The organism is Corynebacterium urinipleomorphum (assembly GCF_900155535.1).
In the GTDB taxonomy this organism is placed as follows: domain Bacteria; phylum Actinomycetota; class Actinomycetes; order Mycobacteriales; family Mycobacteriaceae; genus Corynebacterium; species Corynebacterium urinipleomorphum.
Genome location: NZ_LT706965.1, coordinates 60,338 through 84,226, shown reverse-complemented (window position 1 = coordinate 84,226; position 23,889 = coordinate 60,338). Strand labels below are relative to the sequence as shown.

Here is a 23,889-nt window from a genome sequence, read left to right as displayed (position 1 = left end):
GTGGGGGCCTCCCGCCGCTGTGACCGGCGTGTGGGCTGCGAGCTCGATGATGTTCTACTCCACGATGTTCGCCGGAATGGCAGGCGTAGCTAGCGCAGACCAATTCGCCGCTGGCGATATCGACGGCGACGCGGGCGCCGATGCCGCCGATTTCGGAGGAGAAGCCGGAGACATGGGTGGCGATGCTGACACAGGCGGCCTGTTCGGTGACGGTGGCGACGGCAGCGGCCTCTTCGGGGATTTCGGCGGCGACGGCGGCGGGTTCGACTTTGACTTCTTCTAAGAGCGACTGCCCCTTGATACAAGGATCACCGCACCCTGAAAGGGAGGCTGGCACCGTCAGTAACGAATGACGAGCGCTCGGGAATCGAGCGGGCCGAGCATCGTTTCAGGGCTGAGTCCGAAGATGGTCCACCGCGTTCGGGCTGCCCACCGGAGGGCTTCCTCCGAGGAGTTCTGGCGGAAGTTCACTGCCATCCCGTCTTCAAAGAACCGGATCTGGGTTGCGCCTGTCGGCCAATTCTTTGCGGCTGGCGTCTCCAGGAAAACAGTATTCGCGGCGACATCCGGACGGTTGTTCCTGCCGCGGTGCGTGTGCCCGGAGAGCACCAGTTTGATGTTGCTTTGAGCTGCGATCATCCGCTGAAGACGCATGATGTCCCGGTCGCGGAGAACAAACGCGGGCCCAGCCGGGTTGCTCCAGGCTGCTTGCCTGGTGGCTGGGTGGTGCAGCATGACGATGGTCGGCGTAGTCCGGTCCTGGTTGAAAATGGCCTGGATCTGCTTGAACTGCTCGTCCGAGATCATTCCACCGCTGGTGTCTAATTTCGTGGAGTCGATGCCCACGACTCGCGCGATGATCCTTCCGTCCCTGCCGGGCACTTCCTCTACCCACGCCGTCTGACGCGGTTCGAAGGCTGCTCCCCACCCGTCGGTGTGTTCTTTGCCGTAGGCGGGGGCGGAGGCGTACTCAGGGCCGTCGGAAAGCTTGTGCGGGCGATCGTGATTTCCCCGCGTGCACCGCACGGTGCCGTTGAATCGACCGAGCAGCTCCTGCGCGCGCTGGATTTCCCACGGGCGGGCCTCCGAGGTGACGTCGCCGTTAATGAACAGGTGGCTGGCACCCACCGCGTGAGCTGTGTCAATCACAGCGTCGAGCGAGACCTCCGGGTACGGACGCTCACCGGGAAGTGCTCGCGCTGGGGGCGGGAAGTTGTTCTTCCAGATTCCGTCGCCGTTCTCACCGATGTGCGTGTCGTTGGCCACGACGATCGTGCCGAGCATCGGCCCGGTCAACCGTGGCAGGGTGGTGAAAAGACGTGTCTCCTCCTGTCTTCTGTTGTGGGTGGCCGCCGCTTCTGTGCCGTTGGATGAGGCAAGGTATGCGTACGTGGTTCCCGGCCGCAGACCGGTGGCGGTGAGCTGGTGGAAGAAACGGTCCGACGGGCTCACCACGACAGTCGTGTCGGAAGGGTTGTCCACCGGCCACACGCGCAATTCACCCGTCGTGGGCACGCCTTGCGGGGCTCGATCGCGGGAGGTCTCAGCATCCCACGTCAGCCAGGTGATCGTGGCAGCATCTTCCGTAACTGTCACGACCTGCACGTCCCCGGCAAGGAAGCGTTTGCTGCCGTTGAAACCGACATTCCCGGCCACGATTCCCGGTTCGGAGGACCCAACTCCCCTGCCGCCGGCAGGCCCGAATAGCTGCACCGCCGACGAGCCGCCGGAGGAACTCAGGCTGGACTGGGCGAGCGCGCGAGATGGAGCGATCAGTGTTGAACCGGCACCGATCGCCAAAGCTTTGAGCAGCGTGCGGCGGGAAGAAGACATGCCATGAAAACTATGGGAATAGCCTGAAAAACAAATGAATCCAGAATGACTTTCGAGTGAATCCTCCAGCGCGATGCCCCTTTCACAGGCCCCAACACCAGCCGCGAGCCTTCCACATTCGAAGCAGAAACGATTCCGCGTTACCTACACCTCATTAGCACCCGATGTGTAATGTATGTCTCATTAGATAGCTCGTACCCAATACCCCGATCATGAAGGAGAGCCGACGATGGCAGCCACGATCCAGACCCGTGTCAACGAAATGCTCGGCATCGAGCACCCGATCATCCAGGGCGGAATGCAGTGGGTCGGTACCGCCGACCTCGCTTCCGCTGTCTCGAATGCTGGCGGCCTGGGTATCCTCACCTCTCTGACGCAGCCGACGCCGGAGGACCTGGGCAAAGAAATCGACCGCATGCGGGAGATGACCGACAAGCCGTTCGGCGTGAACCTGACCATCCTGCCGACGATCACCCCGCCGCCGTACGAGGAGTACCTCCGCGTCGCAGTGGAGAAGGGCGTGAAGATCGTGGAGACCGCCGGCGCGAACCCGGCGCAGCTGGTGCCGATGTTGAAGCAGGCGGGTGTCACCGTGATCCACAAGTGCACCTCCGTCCGCCACGCATTGAGTGCCCAGCAGAAGGGCGTGGACATCGTCAGCGTCGACGGCTTCGAGTGCGCAGGCCACCCGGGCGAAGACGACATCCCGGGCCTGGTTCTCCTGCCGGCCGCAGCCGACAAGCTGGACATCCCGATCGTGGCATCCGGCGGTATCGCCGACGGCCGCGGCATGGCGGCAGCGCTCGCACTCGGTGCCGAGGGCATCAACATGGGCACCCGCTTCCTGTGCACCGAGGAGGCCCCGGTGCACCGCAACGTGAAGGAAGCCATCGTTTCCCGCTCCGAGCTGGACACCGAGCTCATCTTCCGCACCCTGGGCAACACCGCCCGCGTGGCGTCCAACGAGGTCAGCCGCGAGGTAGTGGAGAAGCTCAACGCTGGTGCCGAGTTCCCGGAGGTCCGCGACCTGGTGTCCGGCCAGCGCGGGCGCACGGTCTACGAGAACGGCGACATCGACGCGGGCATCTGGTCCTGCGGCATCGTCCAGGGCATCATCAACGACATCCCGACCTGCGACGAGGTGGTCACCCGCATCGCGAATGAAGCGGCGGACATCATCACGGGCCGCCTCGCGGGCTTCGTCAAGTAAAGGCCCTCCGCAATGTCGCGCGAGCTCAAGGGGAACATCACCTCGCTTATCGACGGCACCCTCGCCCTCGTCCGCATCTCCAACCCCGCCAAGCGCAACGCGCTGGAGCCGGACTCTTATTGGGCGATCGGCGATGCCGTTCAGGCGGCGAACGCCGATCCGGCGGTGCGCTGCATCATCGTCACCGGCGACGAGAAGTCTTTCTGCTCCGGCATGGACATCGAGGCGTTCACCGCCGAGAGCTCCACGGAAGCCGCCGCGCACTCACTGGGCGGCATCGAGCACATGATCGGCTCGATCACCCGCGCAGATGTGCCGGTGATCGCCGCCGCTGAGGGTGCCGTCGCCGGGGTTGGTGCATCGCTGGCCTGCGCGTGCGACCTCATCGTCGCGGCTGAATCGTCCTTCATCACCCTCCCCTTCGGGCGCATTGGACTCATGCCGGACGGCGGCGCGGTGGCCACCCTCGCCGCTTCAATCGGCCGCCACCGCACGATGCAGCTGGTCCTCTTGCAGGAGCGCATTCCGGCTGCCGACGCCGTGAATTTCGGCTTGTTCGCCGATGTCACCGACGACGGTGTCGCCCTCGACCGCGCGAAGCAGTGGGCTGAGAGCTTCTCCACCTCACCGCGGGGCGCCATCGCCCAGACCAAGCGCGCTGTGAACCGGGTCGCGTTGCCCCAGTTGCCGGGCAGCCTGATCAACGAGGCGAGGTTCCAAACCGAACTGCTCCAAAGCCCCGGCCACGCCGAGGGCGTCGCCGCCTTCTTGGAGCGCCGCGCCCCGAAGTTCTGACCGGGGTTCTTTCCGGAGTTTCATCGGCACGCCCACCTCGCTTTTCCGCCCTTCCCGCACTGAAGCGGGGAGGGCGTTTTTCATCCGCAATGAGCGTTAGGTAAGGTTAACCTTGGCTAGTCAAGGTGACCCTAAGTTTCGCTGGTCACCGCACTCGGACAAGCCGTGTCACGCACAAGAAAGTTCCAGCCATGTTCATCGCAGCATTCCTGGTCGGCCTGCGCGAAGGCCTGGAAGCATCACTCATTGTCGGTATGCTGTTCGCCGCCATCGCACGTCGCGGAAACGACGGCGGGGCCGCAAAAGCGGGCCGCACCGTGTGGGTCGGGGTCGTCTCCGCCGCCGTGATCTGCACCGCGCTCGGCGCCCTGTTCACCTTCGGGCGTTACGGCCTGTCGTTCCGGGCGCAGGAAGCCATCGGCGGCATCATGTCGCTCATCGCCGTGGCCATGATCACCGGCATGATCGTCTCTTTGAGCAACGAGAACGGCAAGCTCCGAACCATGCTCGACGACAAGACCGGGGCAGCGCTCGCCAAAGGAACGCAAGCACTGTTCTGGCTCGCGTTCGTGGCCGTCGCCAGGGAAGGCATCGAACTGACGCTGCTGCTTTGGGGGTGGACCACCACCCCGAGCGCGGTCGGGGGCGCTTTCCTCGGCATCGGCATCGCCGTCGTCATGGGCTGGCTGATCTACCGCGGCGCACTGAAGCTCGACCTGGGCACCTTCTTCACCTGGTCCAGTGCGCTGCTCATTGTCGTCGCGGCGGGCATTCTCGCCTACGCCGTCCACGACCTCCAAGAGGCGCAGTTCCTCCCCGGCCCGTTCTCCGGCGCCCCCATTGCCCCGACGCACCCGCGCACCGGCGAAGTGCTCACTGGATTCGATTCCTACCCGTTCTGGATGGCGTCCTTCCCGTTCGGGTGGGCGTTCAACCTCGAGGACGTCGTCGATCCGGCCGGCATCACCGCCACGCTGCTCCAGGCGTTCACCGGATTCATGCCTCAAATGTCCTGGCTGCAGGTCATCGCCTGGGCCATCTACATCGCCGTCATCGTCCCCGTCTTCATCAAGCACGTGAGGGCGGCGAAACGGGGGCGCGTCGATAAGCGTGAAAGCGCAACGGACGCTGTCTCCGCACACCAAGAAAACGCACGAAAGGTCTCACTATGAAGCGCTCCCCTGCCCTACTCGCCGCTGTCGCACTCACTCTCCCGCTGGCCGGGTGCGTGGAAAATAGCTCTGGCGACGCCCTCGACGTCCAGGCGAACGAGGATTCCTGCAAGGTGGCCACGGATTCCGTGGAGTCCGGAACCAGCACATTCTCCATCACGAACGCCGGTGAACGCGTCACCGAATTCTATGTGCTCGCCGACGACGGGCTGCGCGTGATCGCCGAGCGCGAGAACATCGCACCGGGTTCCACCGCGGACCTCACCGTGCAGCTCGAGCCCGGCAGCTACTACACGGCGTGCAAGCCGGGTCTGCGCGGAGCGAACGTCGGCCAGAGCGAATTCACGGTGACGGGCGAGCCGATCCAGTACTCCGAGTCCGACGAGAAGCGCTTCAACGAGGCACGCGACAACTACGTCGCCTTTGTCCAGAATGAAGTCGCGGAGCTGCTGCCCAAGGTCGAGGAATTCGCGGAAGCATACGCAGCCGGCGACGACGAGAAAGCGAAAGAACTCTACCCCACCACCCGCGTGCACTACGAGCGCATCGAGCCTGTCGCGGAGGCGCTCGGAGTGCTCGACGCGCGCATCGACTACCGCGAAGTGGACTACATCGCCGAGGCCGACGAACTGGAAAAGGACGACCCGACGTTCACCGAGTGGCTCGGCTTCCACCGCATGGAAAAGGACCTGTGGCCGCCGGCGGAGGACGCGAAGAACGCCGACGGCGCGCCCGCCCGCGAAGGCTGGGAACCGTCGACACCGGAGCACCGCCGCGAGATCGCGGACACGCTCATCGCCGACGTCGAGCAGCTGAACACCACCGTCAACGCCCCGAATTTCATCGAGGACCAGGACATCACCGTCGACTTCGTCTCCAACGGCGCGATGGAGCTGCTCGAGGAGGTGGCCACCACCAAGGTCACCGGCGAGGAGAACTGGTGGTCGCACAAGGACCTGTATGACTTCCAGGCCAATATCCAGGGTTCGCGCGTCGCTTTCGACATGGTCAAAGGCATCGCCACCGAGCGCGGGGAGGAAGGCCAGAAGCTTGTCGACGAAATCGAGAACCGATTCAACGACATCCAGGAACTGCTCGACCAGTACGGCAGCCTCGAATCCGGTTTCGTCGACTACGACCAGGTCGATTCCGGCGAGCAGGCGGAGCTGACGCGTTCGCTCGATGCACTGCGCGAACCGTTGTCGAACCTGACGGGCACCGTCCTCGGGCTCAACGTGGACACGGAGGTGGAGTCCTAAATGGGCAAGCTCAACCGACGCAAATTCCTGGCCCTCGGCGGTGTCGGCGCCGCCGGTGCGGCTGCCGCCGCCTGCTCCAAGGACGGCTCTTCCGCCGGCGGCTCCGGCAGTTCTGGCGGCGACATCGACGGTGCCGCCCACGAGGAGATGATCATCGACTTCGCGGGCGACCACCAGGCCGGGATCATCAGTCCGATGCAGAACAACCTGCACTTCGCGGCCTTCGACATGGACGAAAAGGCGGACCGGGACGACCTGATCGACCTGCTCACCCGCTGGACCGAGGCGGCACGCCGACTCACTCTCGGCGGTGAAGTGAGCTCCAAGGGCGCGTTCGGCGGCGGCGAGAACTTCCCGCAGGATGATTCCGGGGAGGCGTTCGACCTCGGCCCGTCCGCGCTGACCCTCACGTTCGGGTTCGGGCGCAGCCTGTTCCGCGACCAGTTCGGTCTTGCGGGCAAGCTGCCGGACGAGTTCACGGACATGCCCCCGATGACCAACGACTTCCTCAACCGCGAGCGGTCCGACGGCGACCTATGCATCCAGGCATGCGCCAACGACCCGCAGGTGGCCACCCACGCCATCCGCAACCTGACGCGGCTGGCGGTGCCGGATGCGGTGCTGCGCTGGTCCCAGATCGGCTTTGGCAAAGCAGCCGTGACCACCCGCGAAGCGACCACCCCGCGCAACCTCTTCGGCCAGAAGGACGGCACGGCGAATATCCGCGCTGAAGACACCGATGCACTCGACGAGCACGTGTGGATCCCGGCGGATTCCTCGCAGCCGTGGGCGGCGGGCGGGTCGTATATGACGGTCCGGCGCATCGCCATGAACATCGAGGTCTGGGACACCCTGCAGCTCCAGGAGCAGGAACGCGTCACCGGCCGCGACAAGGTCGAGGGTGCACCGCTGACCGGCACCGACGAATTCGACGAGCCAGATTTCACCGCCACGGATGAGCGCGGCCGGCCCGTCATCGACCACACCTCGCACCTCTTCAACGTCCACCCCGACCAGAACGGCGGCATCCGTATGCTGCGCCGCTCGTTCAATTTCGTCGACGGTTCCAATGACCAGGGGCGGCTGGACGCGGGTTTGTTCTTCATCGCCCACACGCGCACCGTCGACCGGTTCGCCACCGTGCATCAGTCGTTGTCGCGCGACGATATGTTCCTCGAATACCTGAAGACGACGAATACGGGCACGTATCTCATCCCGCCCGGCGTGGGCGAGACCGGCTTCGTCGGCGAGAAGATGTTCGCTTGAGGGCTTAGGGGGTGCGCTTAAAGGAGCCGTCGCTAAGCGCGATTGCTCCTGCCTCCTCGAAGGCGCGCAGCCACCCCTCCATGGGCCACGTGCCCCATTTGCCGTGGAAGGCGGCGGCGTTGCGCAGGATGTCGTCGAGGTGCTCCCACGGCGGCGAGGAGACGGGGTGCCACTGGTGGTAGGCGTGCGCGCCGCCGACCCACAACAGGTCGATGCCGTGTTCGCGCAGGTTCCAGGCGAAGTCCGTGTCTTCCCCGCCGTACCCCGTGAAGGCTTCGTCGAAACCGCCGAAGCTATCGACGATCGTCTGCCACGTCGCGGCCGCGCACGCGAACGACAAAGACCAGAAGAGGTTGTAATCCTCCGCGCGTTCGACCTCTCCCGCCAGGGGATTCGGGCGCGCTGGATGGGGGTCGGGACGCACCGTGCGCAGCTCCCCCTCCCCCATGTACGTCACCGGCCCGGCGACCACCGCATTCGGGTGCTGCGCGAGCGCCTTCATGTACAGCGGGACCAGATCGCCGCCGGCAACGCAGTCGGCGTCCAGGAAGACGATGACATCGTTTCCGCGCGCGATCGCCTCGGCTGCCCCGCGGTTGCGTGCCCGGGCGAGGTTCGGGTGGCTGCTGCCGGCATTAGTGCTGGCACCGTCCTCCTCGCCGTCGACGGACACCACGTGGCTCTTCGGCACTGCTTTCACCAGGACGTCACGGTCGGCGAGGGCGACTGTGATGTGGTCGGTGCCCTCGGGCGCGAGATTGACCTGGTGGCTCAGGTGGCTGACGCGGTCAGCATTGGCGAGCGTCACTAGGGCTGCCTTTGCGTCCGAGGGGTCGTCCGCGACCGCCGCGATGACCTCGGCAGCCCTGCGCGCGGACCCCTCGGTCTCCCACCGCGACCAGTCCGTATCCAATGCGCGGGCGGCGGCGAGCACCTCCGGCCATTCTTCCGGCGCCGGGAAGCGCGCGGGCACGACGGCGAGACCTTCGCGGGCGAGCAGCTGGGCGGACGTCTTCTGCTCGATGAACGGCCGCGGCTGCGGGAGGATCACCGCTGGGGCGCCCAGGTGAGCGATGTCCGCAATCGAGTTCTGGCCGCCCGCGGCCACCACGACGCCCGCAGAGGCGATCAGCTCCGTCGGGTCGTCCACACGGTTCTCCCCGGTCAGGAACGTGAAGTGGTAGTCGGGGCAGGCCGCCGCCACGGCGTCCCAATCCCCCGGCTCCCACGTCGACCCGCCCTGGCCGGCCATGACCACGACGTGGTGCGGGTCACGCTCGGGTTCCTGCGCCGGATCGGGCCGCTGGAGCCTGGTGATCCCGCCGACCGGGTGGAGCCGGTCCGAGTGCATGCGCATGTGCTCCGGGACCGGCACCCACGACGGCCACGCCGCGATGATGGCATCGGACTGCCGGTAGGCGAGCTGGTGGGGCATGTCATCGCGCAGCCCCGGCATCGCGAGCGTGATCACCGGAACACCCATGAGGCGCAGGAACATGCACATCTCCGCGGAGACGTCCACATAGAATGCCACCGGGTCATTCTCCGCCACCCAGGATGCGACGGCGGCGAAACGATCCCGCAACCCGCGGTTACCGTACGGGGCGTAGTGGAGTGTTCCGCCGGCGGTCATGGCACGGCCGGAATGGCCGTGTCCAGCATCATCCGCGATGACGACGTCAGCGCCCGGCGCGGTGGACAAGATGACCGCGTCCCATCCCATCTGGCGCAGTTCGTGCTGGATTTTCCGGCAGCGCTGAATGTGCCCGCTGCCGTGATGGTGCGAGTAGATACCGATCACGTTCGTTCCCGTGCTCACCGCACGACCACCTCCCGGTAGAGATCAACGTAGCGCCTCGCGGTCTGGGTGAGACTGTGGTTTTCCACCACCCAAGCGCGGGCAGCGGCGCGGTCCGTGTGGAGCGCGCGGTGAATTGCACCGGCGAGCGCCACGACGTCGTCGGGTTCGACGAGGACAGCGGGGGCATCCGCGAGCAGCTCGCCCATGCCGCCGCGGTCGAAAGCCGCGACGGGAGTGCCGCAGGACATCGCTTCGAAGGCCACCAAGCCGAACGGCTCTTCCCACCGAGGAGTGACCACGCAGACAGCGTGACGGCCGACGAGACGGCGGAGCTCCGCATGGGACAGCTCGCCCACCCAGCGAACGAGCTGGCCGTCCAGCCGTGGCGCGATCTCCTCCTGGAAATAAGCGTGGTCGCCTTTCCTGCCTGCGATGGTCAGCGGCAGGCCGAGCAGCCGGCAGGCATCCATGGCCAGGTGCAGCCCTTTCTCCGGGACAATCCGACCAAACCAGACGGCGCCGTCGCCACCTGGCCCCGCTGCCCAGAGGCGCACGTTGACACCATTGGGGATGACCTCGACTGGGGAGGACATGTCCCAGCTGCGCGCGGTCGTGGTGCTCACCGCCACGAACCGCCCCGCCAGGTGACCAGCGGCGTCCACGACCTCCTGGATTTCGGGCAACTGCGGGGTGTGCAGGGTGGTCAGCATCGGCAACGGCTCGGGCGACGCCGCCGAGGGGAACATCGCCGGACTGAGGCTGTTGTTGTGCACCACGTCGTACTGCTGCTCCACCAGGTGCTCGCGCAGACGCAGAAACGCCTGTTCCTCGCGCTCTTTCTCCCCGGCCGGGTACCCGGTGTCGGTGGCGTGCTCGGGGCTGGACCCCCAGTCCACCCCGGGTAGCTCGAAGCCCTTCACGTTGCCGTCCGAGCCCCTGGCCGCGTAGAAGTCCACCTCGTGGCCCTCCTCGCGCAGGGCTTTGACCATTGTGTGGCAGAACGCCTCCAGGCCGCCGGCGTACGGCTCGCGGATGGGGTAGCGCGCGGGCGCGACAAAAGCGATCCGCAATTGAGGGGTGCTCTGCACGTCGTCAGCGGCGGTCAGTGTGATCGTCATCGCGCGGCCCCCGCATTGAGAGCGGCCGTGTAGATTCGGGCGTGAATCTGCTTGATGTCCTGGAGTTGCGCCTCACGGTCGCCGCGGTACGGCACCGGGCCGGCAGCGAGGAGCTCGGCCGCGGCCCATCCCGCATCAGCGCCGTCGCCCGTGCGGTACACCGACACAGCCTCGGGCGTGTCCGCTTGGTCGGCGTAGCAGCCGCAATCAGGCACTGCGACGCTCACGCCCAGGTCGCGGCACATTTCCAGCCAGCCAGAATGCGTCCCGCGCACGTACGGCAGAATGCACACCCGGTGGGAGGCGACAGCGGAGTGCAATTCATGGTCGTTCATGGGGGTGTGACGGACAAGGGTGATGCCGTCGATTAGCGAAAGCTCTTCGTGGAGCTGAAGGGTCGCATCGACATCGTGCATGTACACGGTGAGCGGAACACGCGCGGCGATTGCGCGGTAGAACTCCACATCGGCGACGGCGTTGGCCCGCAGCGATTTCAGGAATATCGCGGCATCTGCTTCGGCGTCGACTTCGGGCATGTGCTTGACGACGGCCGGGTGCCCCACCACCGCCACGTCCTCCCGCCCGTAGCGCTGCGCGATGGTGGCCGCCGCTGACTCGGTGAGCGTGACCACCTGCTTGGCCGCGCGGACGAGCACTCCCACATTCGCGCGGTGGCGTTCCTGGTCAGCCGGATCCGACAGGTGCGGGTTGTTCAGGTCGTGGACGGTGACCACGAGCGGCACCGGCAGTGCATCCACCAGCTCTTGGAGCTGCTCCGGCGTGCGGTGCTCGTACCCGAAGTGAATGTGCACAAGATCCACATCGCGCGGCGTGTCCCACCACTGCGCCTCCAGCGCAGGGTGCGGCCACCAGTTGCCGTCGATGTCGGGGTCGGGGTGAAAGCTCACTCCTTCAGGCTGAATCGCCTGCGGGTAGACATGTTCCGCAGGGATCGAGAGAACTTTCATTCCACCGCCCTTCACGTGCTGCTCGCAATAATTGGGACCGGCCCAGGTGGGTCGGCCCATTTTACGTACTTAATATAAACGCTCGCGCACCTATCGGCACAGTGCCCGAGATTCGCTGCCGTTTGCGCAGCTATATTGGGGGACCATGCCGTTTCTCACTGTCGTCGGTAATTGCCAGGCCGAGTCCCTGCGCCGTCTCATTTCCTCCCCCGGGGACGTCGAGTCCACCCGCATCGCCCCCGTTCACGAGCTTGAGCCGGAGGACATGGAATGGTTCGCCGACATGCTCGCCCGCACCGACATCCTGGTCACCCAGCCGATCCGCGACGACTACCGCGATCTGCCCGTGGGCACCTCGCAGACGCTGGCGCAGCTGCCCCGCGGAGCGCGCCACGTGATCGTGCCTGTCCTGCGTTACGACGGCCTCATGCCCTACCAGGCCATCATTCGCGACCCGGCGGACTCCTCCCAGGACCCGCCGGTGATCCCGTACCACGACCTACGCATCCTGGCCGCCGCCGCACGCGGATTGGATGAGCCTGTCTCCCACCGCCCCGCCGCCGAGGCGTACCGTCGCGCTGCGAACATGTCCGTGGAGCAGCTCCGCTCCCGCGAGCAGCGCCACGGCTCGGTGCTGATCTCCGACTACCTGGAGACCGCCCCTGTCTGGCACACCGTGAACCATCCCGATAACGCGACGCTCGCGGTCGTCGCTTCCCGTGCCCGTGAAGCTCTCGGTTTGGGCGGTGACATCGAGCTGCCTGACTACGAGATGCTCGGCGAGCTCGACGCGCCTATCGACGCCCACGCAGCCTCCGCTCTGGGCACCTCCGTTCCTGACCGCGCCACCTGGACCCGCCGCGGCGGCGGGCAGATCCCCTGGGACGAGATTGTCGCCGCCCAGCTGGAGCACTACCGCGCACGCCCCGAGCTGGTCGCTCACGGTCTCGAGCGCCACGCCGAGCGCATCGCCGCACTGGAGCTTCTTTCATGAGCCAGCCCACCCACCTCGTTGTCGGGCCCGACGGGCACGGGGTGACGGAGTACGCACTCGCCCTCGCTGCGGTGGCGGATGCCCCCGTAATCCGGGAAGAAGAGTTCAGCAGTGCGCCGCTTCCTGCCGGCTTCATCCACACCACGTTCACCGACCACCTCTTCGGCCCCAGCCCCGACGAGGCGGTGGATGCCCTCCTCACCCGTGTGAGTGCGCGCGCTTTGAGCGTCAGCTTCCACGACATTCCCCAACCGGAGGAGGGCGAGGAACGTTTCGCCCGGCGCACACCTGCTTACCTGCGCTTGGCGCAGGCGTGCCTCGACTCCGGCGGCGTGGCTGTGACGAATTCGGACCACGAGGCCCACTTCTTCCGCTCCCGCGGTGTGGACGTCTCCGTAGTGCGCCTGCCCATTCCCCGGAACGACTCCTCGTTCGCGCCCGAGCCGGGCACCGTGGGTGTGCTCGGCTTCCTCTACCCCGGTAAGGGGCACGAGGACCTCATCGACGACCTCGCAGGCACCGATTACCGCCTGCGGTTCTTGGGCTCCGTGTCATCAGGCCACGAGGACTGGGCCGACGGCCTTCTCCAGCGCGCCAAAAGTGCGGGACTCGACGCGGAGATCACCGGCTGGCTCACCAACGACGAACTCGCCGCCGAAATGGGCCGCATCGCAGTGCCGGTGTGCGCCCACAAGCACTTCTCGGCCTCCGGTTCGCTGATGACGTGGCTGGGGGCCGGCCGGCACGTGCTGGCCACCGATTCGGACTACACCCGTGAAATCGACGCGTGGCTGCCAGGGCGCATCACCCGTGTCGCCCCGGCCGCGACCGGTGGGTGGCGGGCAGCCGTCGACGCTTTCTCGGAACCCGGCCCCGCCGATCCTCCGTCGTGGACGTGGGACGACGTCACCGCGCAGTGGCAGACGCTCTGGGAGACCCGCGCATGATCAGCGTCGTCATCCCGCACTACAACGATCCCGAGTCACTCGCCCGGGTCGTGGAGGCCGTCCGCGCGCAGGACGTGACCGAGGAGGTGGAAATCATCGTCGCCGACGACGGGTCCGACCACGTCCCCCACGTGCCCGGCGCGACGGTGGTCACCCAAGACGACCTTGGCTTCCGCGCCGCGGCCGCGCGCAACCTCGGCGCGTCCCACGCCCGCGGCGAGATTCTCGCCTTCCTGGACGGCGACACCGTTCCCCAACCCGGCTATCTCGCCGCCGCCGCGCGCCACGTTGCGGCCGACTCGCGCGCCGTGGTCGTGGGCACCCGGCTGACAGGACCGTCACGCACCGAGCCCGAATGGCTTATCGACGCCTGGCGCACCACCCGCCACCTTTCCTCCCCCGACGACACCTCGTGGCGCTTCATCATTTCCTCAGTGCTCACCTGCTCGAGGGACTTCTTCGAGCGCATCGGCGGTTTCGACGGCTCCTTCATCGGCTACGGCGGCGAGGACTGGGAGTTCGGGTTCCGCGCCTGGAACGCCGGCGCGATATTCATCCACGAGCCCGCCGCTGTCGCCGTCCACGACGAGGACGACTTCGGCGGCCGCTTCCCCGACGCCGCGGAGGAAGCCCGCGTGAAGAATGTCGAGACCACGGCTCTCGCCCACCGCATCACGCACCCGGTCGCCCGCCCTGTGGGCGTCCGCTTCGACACCACCGACATCAGCGTGTGCCTGAACCCCCACCCCGCCTTCGACAGCCCCGGTGTCCTCGAGCTGGTGGTCAGCTCATGGCTCGCCCTCGACGCGACCATCTATCTCAGCTCTGCCCTGGAGATCCCCGACCTCTTCCGGTCTGATCCTCGCGTGCGCCTTTTTCCCGCCACCGGCTTCAGCCCCATCTCGGACCACCGCATCACGGTCGACGTCGACGGCGCCTTCCTCCTCGAGGACACCGAACAGTTCCACCGCGCGCTCCACGAGACAAGGGACGGCCTGTACCTCGAGCTTTCCTCCACTTCCTCCACACTGGCGATCCGCTCACACCGCTCCCGAGTCCTGCGCACCCGCCCCCGCACGCTCGTCGGGTCCGACAGCGCCCTCGCCGAGATCGGGGTCTCCCAAGTCGACGGGCCGGTTCGCCTCGAACGGCACTTCGCCGGCTGGTAAGAACGTGTCCATGGACCTCGACACTCTCCTCCAGCTCGAACACGACGGTTGGGACGCGCTGTGCACCCAGAACGGCGGCACCTTCTACGGCGATCTCATGACCGACGACGCGGTCATGGTGCTTGTCAACGGCATGGTCATGGACCAGCCCACCATCTCCAGCACCATGAACCAGGCGCCCGCCTGGGACCGTTACGAGATCCGCGATCCCCGGATCATCCCCCTCGGCACCGATTCCGCCACTCTGGTCTACAACGCCACTGCTATGCGTGGCGAAGATACCTTTGAGGCCCTCATGACCAGCACGTACACGCTTGTGGGCGGTCGCCCTCGCCTTAAGCTGTACACCCAAACCACAACGACCCACTGACCTTCAAAGGGGATGCGGACGTTTTGTTGGAGTGTTTCCGAGGATTTTGTTCTCGTAGTTACGCGCTTAGTAGTTGTCGGTGTTGGGCGATTGTCGTGTAGCCCGCACCGAGTGTCGACTTAAACCGTTTGTGGATGTAGAAGTCGATGTAGTCGTTAATGTAATCGATCATTTCGGCCTTCGTCATCTGTTTGGTTTGGGGCCGGCCGATGAGTCGTTCTTGTTTCATCGTCCCGAAAAAGCCCTCGACCCGGGCGTTGTCCCCGCTGTTTCCTCGCCGCGACAACGACGGGATATACCGCCAAGACTGAGCGCACCGCCCGTCTGGGGTGCACTGGGGGCATGCGTTTGTGTCGTGTGCAGGGTCCGTGATCATCTCGACCCATTTCGTGCTGCGGTACAACCCGCCGCGATCGGAATGGATAATCGGCCGGGCACCGGCAGGTTTTTGTGCTTCGATAGCGCTGATCATCTCGGCGACAAGATCGTGGTTGGGTGAATCCGACATCGTCACTGCCACGGGCATCCCGTCGTAGAAGTCGATCGCGGCAGAGACGTAGAGCCTGCCGTCGGCGCAGGCGATTTCTGTCACGTCGGTGCCGATCTTTTCCCACGGGGCGTCAGCGTGGAAGTCGTGGGTGAGCCCTAACCGATCGGCATTGCTGGTGAAATAACCCGATACAGCAACCTGGCGTGCCTTATCTGCTGTGTCGGCGGTAACGAGAAGGAGATTGTCCGGCCGGTGAGCTGTTTCCCCGGTGTAGGACGAGTACTTCGAAAACGTTCTTGCCGGCGGGTGCAGCCCAAGTTCTGTCATGCATGCGCGCACGATCTTTTCTGACACCGTGTGCCCGGCACAGGCCAGCCAGTGGTGGATCCTGCGGTAGCCGTAGCTGCGGCCGGCTTCTTCTACCGCTTGAGTGATCAAAACCTTCAACTCCTCGCGGCGTGCTGCGCGCTGTGTGGCCGATGCCGCTCGTCGGCGCTGGTAGTAGTAGGTCGATTCCGGCATCCCGACCTGCCTGCACGCTTTGGCGGTGCTGATGCCAGTAGCGTCCACGAGGGCATTAACAGCGGCAGCTTGCACCGCCGCTGCGGTTTTACCGTCGTGGACGAGGCCTTTTCCCGCCGTGCTGGCCTCCCCGGTGTCCATCAAGGCTTGGATCACGGCGTTTTTGACTTCGTTGCGGTCAAGCTCTTGCCGCAGGAGCCGTTTCAACGCTTCCGGGTCATCGGGAAGATGATCCTTATCCGGCACAGGGCCCGGTCCTGGGATCCACTCGTCGACAGGCCCCACCGGACGCGGAACCGGCTTGGGAGCACTTGAGCATTGTGCTTCTTTGTCGCGTTTTGCTCTGCGCTGTTTTCTCACAGCATCCATTGTCGCCTCATAAACCTGCTCGAAGGTCATAGACGCAGCATCAGCAGGATCCGGGCCGAAGCGATCAACCCATTTGAGAATCGACCCTGCACGCACGCTGCATTCTGCTTCGATAGCGCGCAATGTCCACTCAGACGACATGCGCAACGCCACAGCACGCGCGACAGTCTCAGGCGGATGAGTCTGCGGCACCTCGGCGATGACGATGCCTCGTCGGATGTCGTCATTCCATTTGCATACCGTCAATGGGCTTGGGCGGCGGCCGCATTGCCGCTCAACCCAATCGCAGACCTCTTTGGCAGCAGAACCGTCCCGAAACCGCTTCACAGCGGCCTGACGGATATCGGTAGGAAACCTCGCGGCCATTATGGCCCCTCCCACCCCAGAACACTCCAACCTTTTGTCCGCGCTCCCAAAAGGTGCGATAGTGGGAGTATGAAAGCACTGCGCGTCATAGGGAAAGTACTGCTGTGGCTACTTGCCGCCATTCTCGTGCTGACACTCGTGGTCGTTGGGCTTCGCGCCTACAACGGGCATAAGTACCCGATCACGCAGTCGGCCGGCGAGGGCAGGAGCGCAGACAAATCTTCCTACGCCACCTCAGATCGCGTGACCGCAATCGAGGGCGACTACCTGAACGGCTTCCACTTTCACCCGGCGGACAAGAAGCACCGCGGCGTGATCGTGGTCTACGGCGGATCGGAGGGCTCGCCGGACTACGACCGCGCGCAGCAGCTTGCCGACGACGGCTACGAAGTCCTCAGCCTCTTCTTCTTCGGGCAACCGAATCAGGTTCCGACCCTCGCCAACGTTCCGCTGGAGCAGTTCGACGAGGTCATCAGCTACATCGACGAGCACGTCGAGAACTCTGCCGACACCACCAACGGCACCCGCGGCCCCGTCACTGTGATCGGCACATCCAAAGGCGCGGAGTTTGCGGAACTGCTCGCGGCAAGAGGCTACCCGGTGGACAATGTTGTCGCCTTCGCGCCCGCCGAATATTCCTACAGCGGCTTGGACTTCTCCAGCAGAGGCGAGGAGCTGCCCTCATTCACCGACCGGGGCGAGAAGGTGGGGTTTGCGTCGTTCAGGGAGGCGTCGATATGCGCTGGCGCGAAAATGATGTGGGATATGGCGACGAGCTACCCGGTGTCCTACCGCCCCACGTACGAGTCTGCGGCGGCGAATGCGGGCGACAACGCGCGGATCGACCTCAGCGGATTCGGTGGCAATGTCCTGCTCTTCGGCGGTGAAGACGACCAGATGTGGCAGTCTGTCGATGCCGCGCGTGCGCTGGCGGAGCAGAACGGAAACATTGAAGCGCACACCTACCCCGACGCGGGGCACGCGTTCTTCCCGAATGCCGATGATGTGCCGAACGGCTGGCAGATCATGCTCGGCGGCACGGTAGAAGGCAACCGCGCCGCACACGACGACGCGGAGAAGATTCTGCGCGAGCGGCTCGCGCAGTGGCACTCCTGAATCACGCGGCTTTCGGGCGAGCGCGGAGGAGGCAGCGGATATCGCTGATGAGCTTCCCTCCCATCACATCGCGCCAGCCCGCGCGAATGACAGCGAGCTCCAGACTTTGAAGCTGCTTCTGCCGCTCCAGCTCCGCGAGCATCACATCGGTGGGTGCCCCGTACGTGCCGTCGTACTTGAGGCGCCCATCGAGCTCAACGACCAGCCACCCATTGATCAGCATGTCCACGACCGCTGTCCGGTGTTCGCCGAACGGCCCGGCATATTCAAACGCCACCTGAAACTCGATCTTCTCGATCTCCGGGATTCCCGCCTGCAACACCGCGTCGCGGCCAATCGTCTCCAGCGGGCTTTGCGACGTCCCCGCGCTACCCTCCACCAGTTCCTCAAACCCCCGGATCCCATTCGCCCTGGGCAACAACCTCTTGGTCGTATCCAGCAACGCTTCCTGGGAAATACGCTGATGAAACCGCACATGCTCCAAGGGAACGAGCGCCTCGAGCCGGCCGTAGTAGCGGTAAATGTCGAACAGGACCTGCATCGGATGAACCGTTGCAATGCCGTCGTGCTCCTCGACGAGGTCAGACCTCAACCGGCCACTGCGATAGATCACCCGCGGGTCCTTCGGCTGCTTCCCCGACTTGGCCCCCGACAAATACCGCAGGTCCACCGCCTCCACCCAGCCCAAGGTAGGAAGCCCCAATGCCAGCGCGGCCGCTGGACCTGTGACTGCCGCGCGAGGAAAAGCGGCTGCGATCTCTCGGATCTGCTGCAGGCCCAACCCCTGTTGTTTGCTGTGTCTCCCCCTCACATTTGTCAATGATTCCGCTTCTGGGCTGGTCGCGGAAGGGACCGGTGTCCACTGGAGTGGACATTGCCTGCGGGGTTGGCAGTCGGTTGACCGTCCGTGCACCCGCTCGCTCGCCCGCCGGCCGCTTAGGTGAGGTTAGTCCCGTTGCAGTGTGACGCCACACCAGTCACAGCCGACCTGGTCTTTTGCGGGGCCGATTTCGGACGGGACTAACCACCCCCCAAGAAACAACGGGACTCCCCCTTCCACAGACCAGAAATGCGAAAACCCGCTCCGGAGAGCGGGTCAGGTTAAGCACCAAAGCGTTAGAGCGTCTTCGGCGCCGGGATCTCCTCGGTCTCGCCGGTCTCCTCGTAGCGGGCGAGGATGTCGATGCGGCGCTGGTGGCGCTCCTCCACCTGGTGGTCGGGGCTGATGCCGACGAAGGCGTCGACAATCGCGAGGGTCTCCTCGAGCGAGTGCATGCGGCCGCCAATGCCGATGAGCTGGGCGTTGTTGTGCTCGCGCGCGAGCTGCGCGGTCTCCACCGACCAGGCCAGAGCGCAACGGGCGCCCTTGACCTTGTTGGCGGCGATCTGTTCGCCGTTGCCGGAACCGCCCAGCACGAGGCCGAGGGACTCCGGGTCAGCGACAGTCTTCTCGGCGGCGGCGATGCAGAACGCCGGGTAGTCGTCCGCAGCGTCGTACTCATGTGCGCCACAGTCGATCACCTCGAAGCCCTTGGCCTTGAGGTGCTCTGCGATCTGGTTCTTCCGCTCGAATCCGGCGTGGTCCGCTCCTAGGTAAATACGCATGGCGCCCAGCCTACGGGAAGTTCCGCCGCGGCAAGCTCGCAGTACGCGCACCGTGGCGGGCTAGACCTGCGGCGCCTCGGTGCGGGAGCGTTTGAGCTCGAAGAAGTAGGGGAACTCTGCCAGGCCCACGGCGTGGTCGAAGAGCTTTCCGGCTTCCTCGCCTTCCGGCACGCGGGTGATCACGGGACCGAAGAAGGCGGTGTCGCCGAGCTTGATCACCGGGGTACCCACCTCGTCGCCGACAGCGTCCATCGCGCCCTGGTGGAAGCCGCGCAGCTGCTCGTCGTACTCCTCGGTGTTGGCCACGTCGGCGTAGGAGGCGTCGAGCCCGACCTCGTCGAGAGCCTTGGCGATGATCTCGTCGTACGCGCCATAGCCCTTCTTGCCGCCCTCGCCGCCCGGGTGCACGAGGGTGCCCATGGCGGTGTACAGCTCGTCGACCTTCTCCGGCGCCTCGGACTTGACTTTCGTGAACACGCGCGCGGGACCCCAGTTCGCTTCCATGGCCTTGGCGTAGTCGGCGGGGATGTCGGCGCCGTCGTTAAGCACGGACAGGGACATGGGGATCCACTCGATGTTCACGTCGCGGACCTTCTCCACTTCCTTCATCCAGCGGGAGGTCTGCCAGCAGAACGGGCATGCCACGTCGAACCAGAAAGTCACTTGCTCAGTCATAATCCACTCCTCTAGAAATCGGTAATGCCTCCAACGGTACGTTGGTTTGCATGAAGACGAATTTGTTGCGATCCGATGCCCAACATCGCGCCGAGCTGATCAGCGGCGTGCATTACAGCATCGCGCTGGACATCACCGGTACGGACACCTTCACCGCCCGCACGACGGTGACGTTTGAATCAAAAGAGGGAGAGACCTTCTTCGACCTCATCGCGGACAGCTTCGAGGCAACGCTCGACGGCACGCTTATCGACGGCCACTTGCTCCCCCTCACCCCCGGCCCCCACGAGCTGACTGTGAACTCCACCCACTCCTACTCCCACACGGGCGAGGGGCTGCACAAGTTCACGGACCCGGTCGACGGTAAGGAGTACCTGTACACCCAGTTCGAGCCGGCCTATGCGCAGCTGGTCTTCGCCTGCTTCGACCAGCCCGATCTGAAGGCCACCTACGACATCGAGGTCACAGCGCCGCCGAAGTACGTTGTGGTGCTCAACGAGGAGGCGCAGCGCGACGGCGACACCTGGCGCACCACGATCGACTACCCGCTGTCGACGTACCTGATCGCTGTGTGCGCCGGCGAGTACGAGTCGGTGCACGACGAGTACTCCGACGAGAAGAAGACGGTGCCGCTGGGGCTCTACGCCCGTGCTTCGCTCATGGAGCACCTCGACGCGGACCGCCTCTTCCGCGAGACGAAGGAGGGCTTCGCCTACTACCACGAGAATTTCGGCCGCCCCTACCCCTTTGGCAAATACGACCAGATCTTCTGCCCCGAGTACAACATGGGCGCGATGGAGAACGCAGGCGCGGTGACTCTGCGTGATGAGTACGTGTTCACCTCCGAGCCCACCCCGTACCGCTACGAGCGCCGCAACGACACGATCCTCCACGAGATGGCCCACATGTGGTTCGGCGACCTGGTGACCATGCAGTGGTGGGACGACCTGTGGCTCAACGAGTCCTTCGCCACCTGGTCTGCCGCCATCGCGCAGTCGGAGGCCACCGAGTTCAAGGATGCGTGGGTGACCTTCGCGTCCGTGGAAAAGGCCTGGGCGTACAGCGCGGACCAGCTCCCGTCCACTCACCCGGTCGGAGCCGATGCCCCGGATATCGAGACCGCTGAGCAGAACTTCGACGGCATCACCTACGCCAAGGGCGCATCCGTGCTCAAGCAGCTGCAGGCTTATGTCGGCCGCGACGAGTTCTTCGCGGGAGTTCGCACGCATTTCGACAACCACGCCTGGGGCAACGCCACCTTCGACGACCTGTTAGGGGCTCTGGAGGAGACGTCCGGCCGCGACCTGTCCGAGTGGTCCCAGCAGTGGCTGCGCACCACCGGCGTCTCCGTGCTGCGCCCGGAGATCACCGCCGACAGCTTCACCGTCGTGCAGGAATCCGATGTGCAGCGCACCCACCGCGTGGGCGTGGGGCTGTACTCGCTAATCGACGGCACCGTCCAGCGCACCCACCACGTCGAAGTGGACATCGCCGGCGAGCGCACCGAGATCCCGGAGCTCGCGGGAGTGGAGCACGACCTCGCCTTGGTCAACGACGAGGACCTCACCTACTGCCTCATGGGTCTGACCGACGAGCACACGGACTTCGTGCTGGAGAACCTCGGGGCGATTACCGATCCGATGGCGCGAACGCTGTGCTGGTCCGCCATCTGGGAGGCCGTCCGCGACGGCCGCGTCCCGGCGCGGAAGTTCGTCCGCCTCGTCGCCCGTTTCGCCGCCGACGAAACGCAGCCCGCTGTCCAGGAGCGCATCGTCGCCCAGGCGACCACCGCTGTGAAGCAGTATGTCGCCCCGGACTGGCAGGGCGAGGGCTTCGACCTGCTCAACCAGGCATTCCGCGGCACTGAGCCCGCCGTGATCTTCGACCGCGCGCTCGCCCGGTTGCAGCTGGACGAGAATTCCGTCGGCTACTTCAGGCAGCTGCTCGACAACGCCGACGCTAACCAGGAGGTGCGCTGGCTCGCCCTGACCGCGCTCATCGCCGCCGGCGAACTGGATCTTGACGCGGCGGAGCAGGAAAAGGATGCCTCCTCGGAGGGGGAGGTGTCGCGGTTGAGGGCGCGGGCAGTCGTCGATAAGCGATGGGCCTGGGACGAGCTCGTGGCAGGCGAGCGCTCCAACCTCGCCCTGCGCTTCCTCATGGACGGCCTGACCTTCAACGACAGCGGCCTCGATGGGTTGACCGACGAGTACTTCCGCGTCGCCCCGGAGCTGTGGGAGCGCCTGTCCAACGAGATGGCGCAGCGCACCCTCGAGGGCATTTACCCGCTGTGGGATGTCTCCGAGGAAGCGGTCGCGAAGGCCGACGAGCTGCTGGCCGGCGACATCCCGGCGGGTCTGCGCCGCATCATTTCCGAGGGCCAGGACCGTGTCGCCCGCGCGCTGCGCAACCGCGCCGTCGACGCCGCCGAGGGCTAGACCGGCCCCCAGCGCCACCCCGGGGCCGCCCGGGGCCGCGACAGTCCCCCAAAACCGCACATGCAGCTACCAGCACGCAGCTAAAAGCCGAAAAACCGGGTTGAGCTGCAAGCGAGTAGCTGCATTTGGCGGGAGTAGCGAGGCGAGAAGCGTGTGCTAGAGCTTCGCCAGTGCCTGCTCAAGGTCAGCGATGAGGTCCTCGGTGTCCTCGATGCCGACGGAGATGCGCACCAGTTCCGGCGGGACCTCGAGTGCGGATCCCGCGACGGACACGTGGGTCATGCTGGCCGGGTGCTCGAGGAGGCTCTCCACGCCGCCGAGGGACTCGGCAAGGCAGAACAGCTTGGTCGAGCGGCAGAACGTCATTGCCTGCTCCGCGGTGTTGAACGCCACGGAGACCATGCCGCCGAAGCGGCGCATCTGGCGCACGGCGATGTCGTGGCCGGGGTGGTCCTCCAGGCCCGGGTAGTAGACGCGGGCGACTTTGTCGGAGCTGTTCAAGTAGTTCGCCACTGCTTCGGCATTGTCGCAGTGCTTGTCCATGCGCACGCCGAGGGTCTTCAGGCCGCGGGCGGTGAGGTAGGTGTCGAACGGCGAGGGGATCGCGCCGACCCAGCCGAAGAAGAAGCGCAGCTGCTCCTCCAAATTGTTCAGCGCGTCGAAGCTGCCCGCGGTGATCGCGGAGACGCCCTCGTGACCTTCTTCCGCGTTACGGCCGACGACGACACCGCCGACAACGTCGGAGTGGCCGCCAATGTACTTGGTCGTCGAGTGCAGGACCACGTCCGCGCCAAGCTCCAGCGGCTGCTGGAGGTACGGGGAGGCGAAGGTGTTGTCCACGACGAGGGTGGCCTCACCCTTGATGGCGGCGAGCGCCTGAATGTCCGCGATGGACAGCAGCGGGTTTGTCGGGGACTCGACCCACACGACCTTGGTGTTGTCCTGGATCGCGGCGGCGACCTCGTCGACGTTGGTGATGTCCACCGGGGTGTTCTCAATCCCCCACTGCGTGAAGATCTGCTGAATCAGGCGGTAGGTGCCGCCGTAAGCGTCGTTGCCGATGACAATGTGGTCGCCAGGCTTGAGCAGGATACGCAGCACCGAGTCCACGGCCGCCATGCCGGAGGAGAACGCCACGCCGTAGTCGGCTTTCTCCAGAGCGGCGACGGTCTTCTCCAACGCCGTGATGGTCGGGTTGCCCACGCGGGTGTATTCGTACCCGTTGCGGGTCACCGCCAGGTCATCCTGCGCGAAAGTGGTCGACGCGTAGATGGGGGTGTTGATCGACCCGTAGAGGGAATCCGGCTCGTATCCGGCGTGGATGGAATCGGTGTTGAATCCGGCAGACATCACAATCCTTTCTTCTCAACTACGCAGAATAGACCAAGCGGTCCATTACGCCGACG

At 65.3% G+C, this 23,889-nt stretch carries 20 protein-coding genes and 1 pseudogene; 12 read left to right on the top strand and 9 right to left on the bottom strand.

The genetic code is table 11. The annotated features are described in order from the left end of the window. Positions 1–283 (top strand): annotated as a pseudogene (locus tag CZ338_RS11155) (DUF1542 domain-containing protein); the annotation flags it as partial. A 56-nt stretch (positions 284–339) separates the two neighbouring features. On the opposite strand, the gene CZ338_RS07570 reads toward CZ338_RS11155, so the two are convergent. Beyond that, positions 340–1,833, bottom strand: a complete 1,494-nt coding sequence (locus CZ338_RS07570; RefSeq protein ID WP_087117652.1) for a metallophosphoesterase — start codon at positions 1,831–1,833, stop codon at positions 340–342. A 229-nt stretch (positions 1,834–2,062) separates the two neighbouring features. Between CZ338_RS07570 and CZ338_RS07565 the strand changes: the two genes are divergently transcribed. The 5 genes from CZ338_RS07565 to efeB all read left to right on the top strand — a co-directional run bounded on the left by CZ338_RS07565 (position 2,063) and on the right by efeB (position 7,535). Beyond that, complete coding sequence (locus tag CZ338_RS07565; protein ID WP_087117651.1) at positions 2,063–3,043, top strand: NAD(P)H-dependent flavin oxidoreductase; 981 nt, start codon at positions 2,063–2,065, stop codon at positions 3,041–3,043. 12 nt (positions 3,044–3,055) lie between these two features. Next, entirely contained in the window at positions 3,056–3,838 is a 783-nt protein-coding gene (locus tag CZ338_RS07560; RefSeq protein ID WP_087117650.1) for an enoyl-CoA hydratase-related protein, read from the top strand. A gap of 191 nt (positions 3,839–4,029) precedes the next feature. Then, a complete protein-coding gene (locus tag CZ338_RS07555) occupies positions 4,030–5,010 on the top strand; it encodes an FTR1 family iron permease (RefSeq protein ID WP_087117649.1) in 981 nt (326 codons plus the stop codon). Next, the gene (gene efeO, locus CZ338_RS07550) at positions 5,007–6,269 is read left to right on the top strand and encodes an iron uptake system protein EfeO (protein WP_087117648.1); all 1,263 of its coding nucleotides are present in this window, start codon (positions 5,007–5,009) and stop codon (positions 6,267–6,269) included. Before CZ338_RS07555 ends, efeO begins: the two co-directional genes overlap by 4 nt. Further along, on the top strand, positions 6,270–7,535 hold the full coding sequence (gene efeB / locus CZ338_RS07545) for an iron uptake transporter deferrochelatase/peroxidase subunit (protein WP_087117647.1): 1,266 nt from the start codon (positions 6,270–6,272) through the stop codon (positions 7,533–7,535). 4 nt (positions 7,536–7,539) lie between these two features. Here efeB and CZ338_RS11330 read toward each other — a convergent pair whose 3' ends face one another. The 3 genes from CZ338_RS11330 to CZ338_RS07530 are packed head-to-tail and all read right to left on the bottom strand — an operon-like array spanning position 7,540 to position 11,422. Beyond that, positions 7,540–9,354 carry a glycosyltransferase gene (locus tag CZ338_RS11330; protein ID WP_328588357.1) on the bottom strand — a complete coding sequence of 605 codons (1,815 nt, stop codon included), beginning with the start codon at positions 9,352–9,354 and terminating at the stop codon, positions 7,540–7,542. Next, positions 9,351–10,454 carry a glycosyltransferase gene (locus CZ338_RS07535; protein WP_087117646.1) on the bottom strand — a complete coding sequence of 368 codons (1,104 nt, stop codon included), beginning with the start codon at positions 10,452–10,454 and terminating at the stop codon, positions 9,351–9,353. Before CZ338_RS07535 ends, CZ338_RS11330 begins: the two co-directional genes overlap by 4 nt. After that, on the bottom strand, positions 10,451–11,422 hold the full coding sequence (locus tag CZ338_RS07530) for a glycosyltransferase (protein ID WP_235839504.1): 972 nt from the start codon (positions 11,420–11,422) through the stop codon (positions 10,451–10,453). The genes CZ338_RS07535 and CZ338_RS07530 overlap by 4 nt, the downstream gene beginning before the upstream one ends. A gap of 145 nt (positions 11,423–11,567) precedes the next feature. Here CZ338_RS07530 and CZ338_RS07525 point away from each other — a divergent pair, with 145 nt between their 5' ends. The 4 genes from CZ338_RS07525 to CZ338_RS07510 are packed head-to-tail and all read left to right on the top strand — an operon-like array spanning position 11,568 to position 14,902. Next, the gene (locus CZ338_RS07525) at positions 11,568–12,416 is read left to right on the top strand and encodes a WcbI family polysaccharide biosynthesis putative acetyltransferase (RefSeq protein ID WP_087117644.1); all 849 of its coding nucleotides are present in this window, start codon (positions 11,568–11,570) and stop codon (positions 12,414–12,416) included. Further along, complete coding sequence (locus CZ338_RS07520; protein WP_087117643.1) at positions 12,413–13,363, top strand: glycosyltransferase family protein; 951 nt, start codon at positions 12,413–12,415, stop codon at positions 13,361–13,363. Before CZ338_RS07525 ends, CZ338_RS07520 begins: the two co-directional genes overlap by 4 nt. Further along, positions 13,360–14,532 carry a glycosyltransferase family 2 protein gene (locus CZ338_RS07515; RefSeq protein ID WP_087118188.1) on the top strand — a complete coding sequence of 391 codons (1,173 nt, stop codon included), beginning with the start codon at positions 13,360–13,362 and terminating at the stop codon, positions 14,530–14,532. Before CZ338_RS07520 ends, CZ338_RS07515 begins: the two co-directional genes overlap by 4 nt. Positions 14,533–14,542: 10 nt before the next feature. Further along, positions 14,543–14,902, top strand: coding sequence for a nuclear transport factor 2 family protein (locus CZ338_RS07510; RefSeq protein WP_087117642.1), 360 nt, complete (start codon positions 14,543–14,545; stop codon positions 14,900–14,902). A gap of 58 nt (positions 14,903–14,960) precedes the next feature. Here the strand turns inward: CZ338_RS07510 and CZ338_RS07505 are convergent, their stop codons facing one another. Beyond that, a complete protein-coding gene (locus CZ338_RS07505) occupies positions 14,961–16,649 on the bottom strand; it encodes a DDE-type integrase/transposase/recombinase (protein ID WP_143341284.1) in 1,689 nt (562 codons plus the stop codon). Positions 16,650–16,718: 69 nt separating this feature from the next. Here CZ338_RS07505 and CZ338_RS07500 point away from each other — a divergent pair, with 69 nt between their 5' ends. Further along, positions 16,719–17,765: a dienelactone hydrolase family protein gene (locus tag CZ338_RS07500; protein WP_087117640.1), complete on the top strand. Its 1,047-nt coding sequence runs from the start codon at positions 16,719–16,721 to the stop codon at positions 17,763–17,765. A 1-nt stretch (position 17,766) separates the two neighbouring features. Here the strand turns inward: CZ338_RS07500 and CZ338_RS07495 are convergent, their stop codons facing one another. The 3 genes from CZ338_RS07495 to CZ338_RS07485 all read right to left on the bottom strand — a co-directional run bounded on the left by CZ338_RS07495 (position 17,767) and on the right by CZ338_RS07485 (position 20,045). Then, on the bottom strand, positions 17,767–18,444 hold the full coding sequence (locus tag CZ338_RS07495; protein WP_143341283.1) for a hypothetical protein: 678 nt from the start codon (positions 18,442–18,444) through the stop codon (positions 17,767–17,769). 437 nt (positions 18,445–18,881) lie between these two features. Next, entirely contained in the window at positions 18,882–19,370 is a 489-nt protein-coding gene (locus CZ338_RS07490; protein WP_087117638.1) for a ribose-5-phosphate isomerase, read from the bottom strand. 60 nt (positions 19,371–19,430) lie between these two features. After that, positions 19,431–20,045 (bottom strand): mycothiol-dependent nitroreductase Rv2466c family protein, encoded by a 615-nt coding sequence (locus CZ338_RS07485; protein ID WP_087117637.1) that lies wholly within the window; start codon positions 20,043–20,045, stop codon positions 19,431–19,433. 50 nt (positions 20,046–20,095) lie between these two features. Here CZ338_RS07485 and pepN point away from each other — a divergent pair, with 50 nt between their 5' ends. After that, entirely contained in the window at positions 20,096–22,483 is a 2,388-nt protein-coding gene (gene pepN, locus CZ338_RS07480) for an aminopeptidase N (RefSeq protein ID WP_087117636.1), read from the top strand. Positions 22,484–22,639: 156 nt separating this feature from the next. Here the strand turns inward: pepN and CZ338_RS07475 are convergent, their stop codons facing one another. Beyond that, the gene (locus tag CZ338_RS07475) at positions 22,640–23,833 is read right to left on the bottom strand and encodes a cystathionine gamma-synthase (RefSeq protein ID WP_087117635.1); all 1,194 of its coding nucleotides are present in this window, start codon (positions 23,831–23,833) and stop codon (positions 22,640–22,642) included. Positions 23,834–23,889 lie beyond the last annotated feature (56 nt).

Excerpts from the sequence above, each read along its gene's own strand:
- CZ338_RS07570 (WP_087117652.1), bottom strand. The coding sequence starts at position 1,833 with ATGTCTTCTTCCCGCCGCACGCTGCTCAAAGCTTTGGCGATCGGTGCC.
- CZ338_RS07565 (WP_087117651.1), top strand. The coding sequence starts at position 2,063 with ATGGCAGCCACGATCCAGACCCGTGTCAACGAAATGCTCGGCATCGAG.
- CZ338_RS07560 (WP_087117650.1), top strand. The coding sequence starts at position 3,056 with ATGTCGCGCGAGCTCAAGGGGAACATCACCTCGCTTATCGACGGCACC.
- CZ338_RS07555 (WP_087117649.1), top strand. The coding sequence starts at position 4,030 with ATGTTCATCGCAGCATTCCTGGTCGGCCTGCGCGAAGGCCTGGAAGCA.
- efeO (WP_087117648.1), top strand. The coding sequence starts at position 5,007 with ATGAAGCGCTCCCCTGCCCTACTCGCCGCTGTCGCACTCACTCTCCCG.
- efeB (WP_087117647.1), top strand. The coding sequence starts at position 6,270 with ATGGGCAAGCTCAACCGACGCAAATTCCTGGCCCTCGGCGGTGTCGGC.
- CZ338_RS07535 (WP_087117646.1), bottom strand. The coding sequence starts at position 10,454 with ATGACGATCACACTGACCGCCGCTGACGACGTGCAGAGCACCCCTCAA.
- CZ338_RS07530 (WP_235839504.1), bottom strand. The coding sequence starts at position 11,422 with ATGAAAGTTCTCTCGATCCCTGCGGAACATGTCTACCCGCAGGCGATT.
- CZ338_RS07525 (WP_087117644.1), top strand. The coding sequence starts at position 11,568 with ATGCCGTTTCTCACTGTCGTCGGTAATTGCCAGGCCGAGTCCCTGCGC.
- CZ338_RS07520 (WP_087117643.1), top strand. The coding sequence starts at position 12,413 with ATGAGCCAGCCCACCCACCTCGTTGTCGGGCCCGACGGGCACGGGGTG.
- CZ338_RS07515 (WP_087118188.1), top strand. The coding sequence starts at position 13,360 with ATGATCAGCGTCGTCATCCCGCACTACAACGATCCCGAGTCACTCGCC.
- CZ338_RS07510 (WP_087117642.1), top strand. The coding sequence starts at position 14,543 with ATGGACCTCGACACTCTCCTCCAGCTCGAACACGACGGTTGGGACGCG.
- CZ338_RS07505 (WP_143341284.1), bottom strand. The coding sequence starts at position 16,649 with ATGGCCGCGAGGTTTCCTACCGATATCCGTCAGGCCGCTGTGAAGCGG.
- CZ338_RS07500 (WP_087117640.1), top strand. The coding sequence starts at position 16,719 with ATGAAAGCACTGCGCGTCATAGGGAAAGTACTGCTGTGGCTACTTGCC.
- CZ338_RS07490 (WP_087117638.1), bottom strand. The coding sequence starts at position 19,370 with ATGCGTATTTACCTAGGAGCGGACCACGCCGGATTCGAGCGGAAGAAC.
- CZ338_RS07485 (WP_087117637.1), bottom strand. The coding sequence starts at position 20,045 with ATGACTGAGCAAGTGACTTTCTGGTTCGACGTGGCATGCCCGTTCTGC.
- pepN (WP_087117636.1), top strand. The coding sequence starts at position 20,096 with ATGAAGACGAATTTGTTGCGATCCGATGCCCAACATCGCGCCGAGCTG.
- CZ338_RS07475 (WP_087117635.1), bottom strand. The coding sequence starts at position 23,833 with ATGTCTGCCGGATTCAACACCGATTCCATCCACGCCGGATACGAGCCG.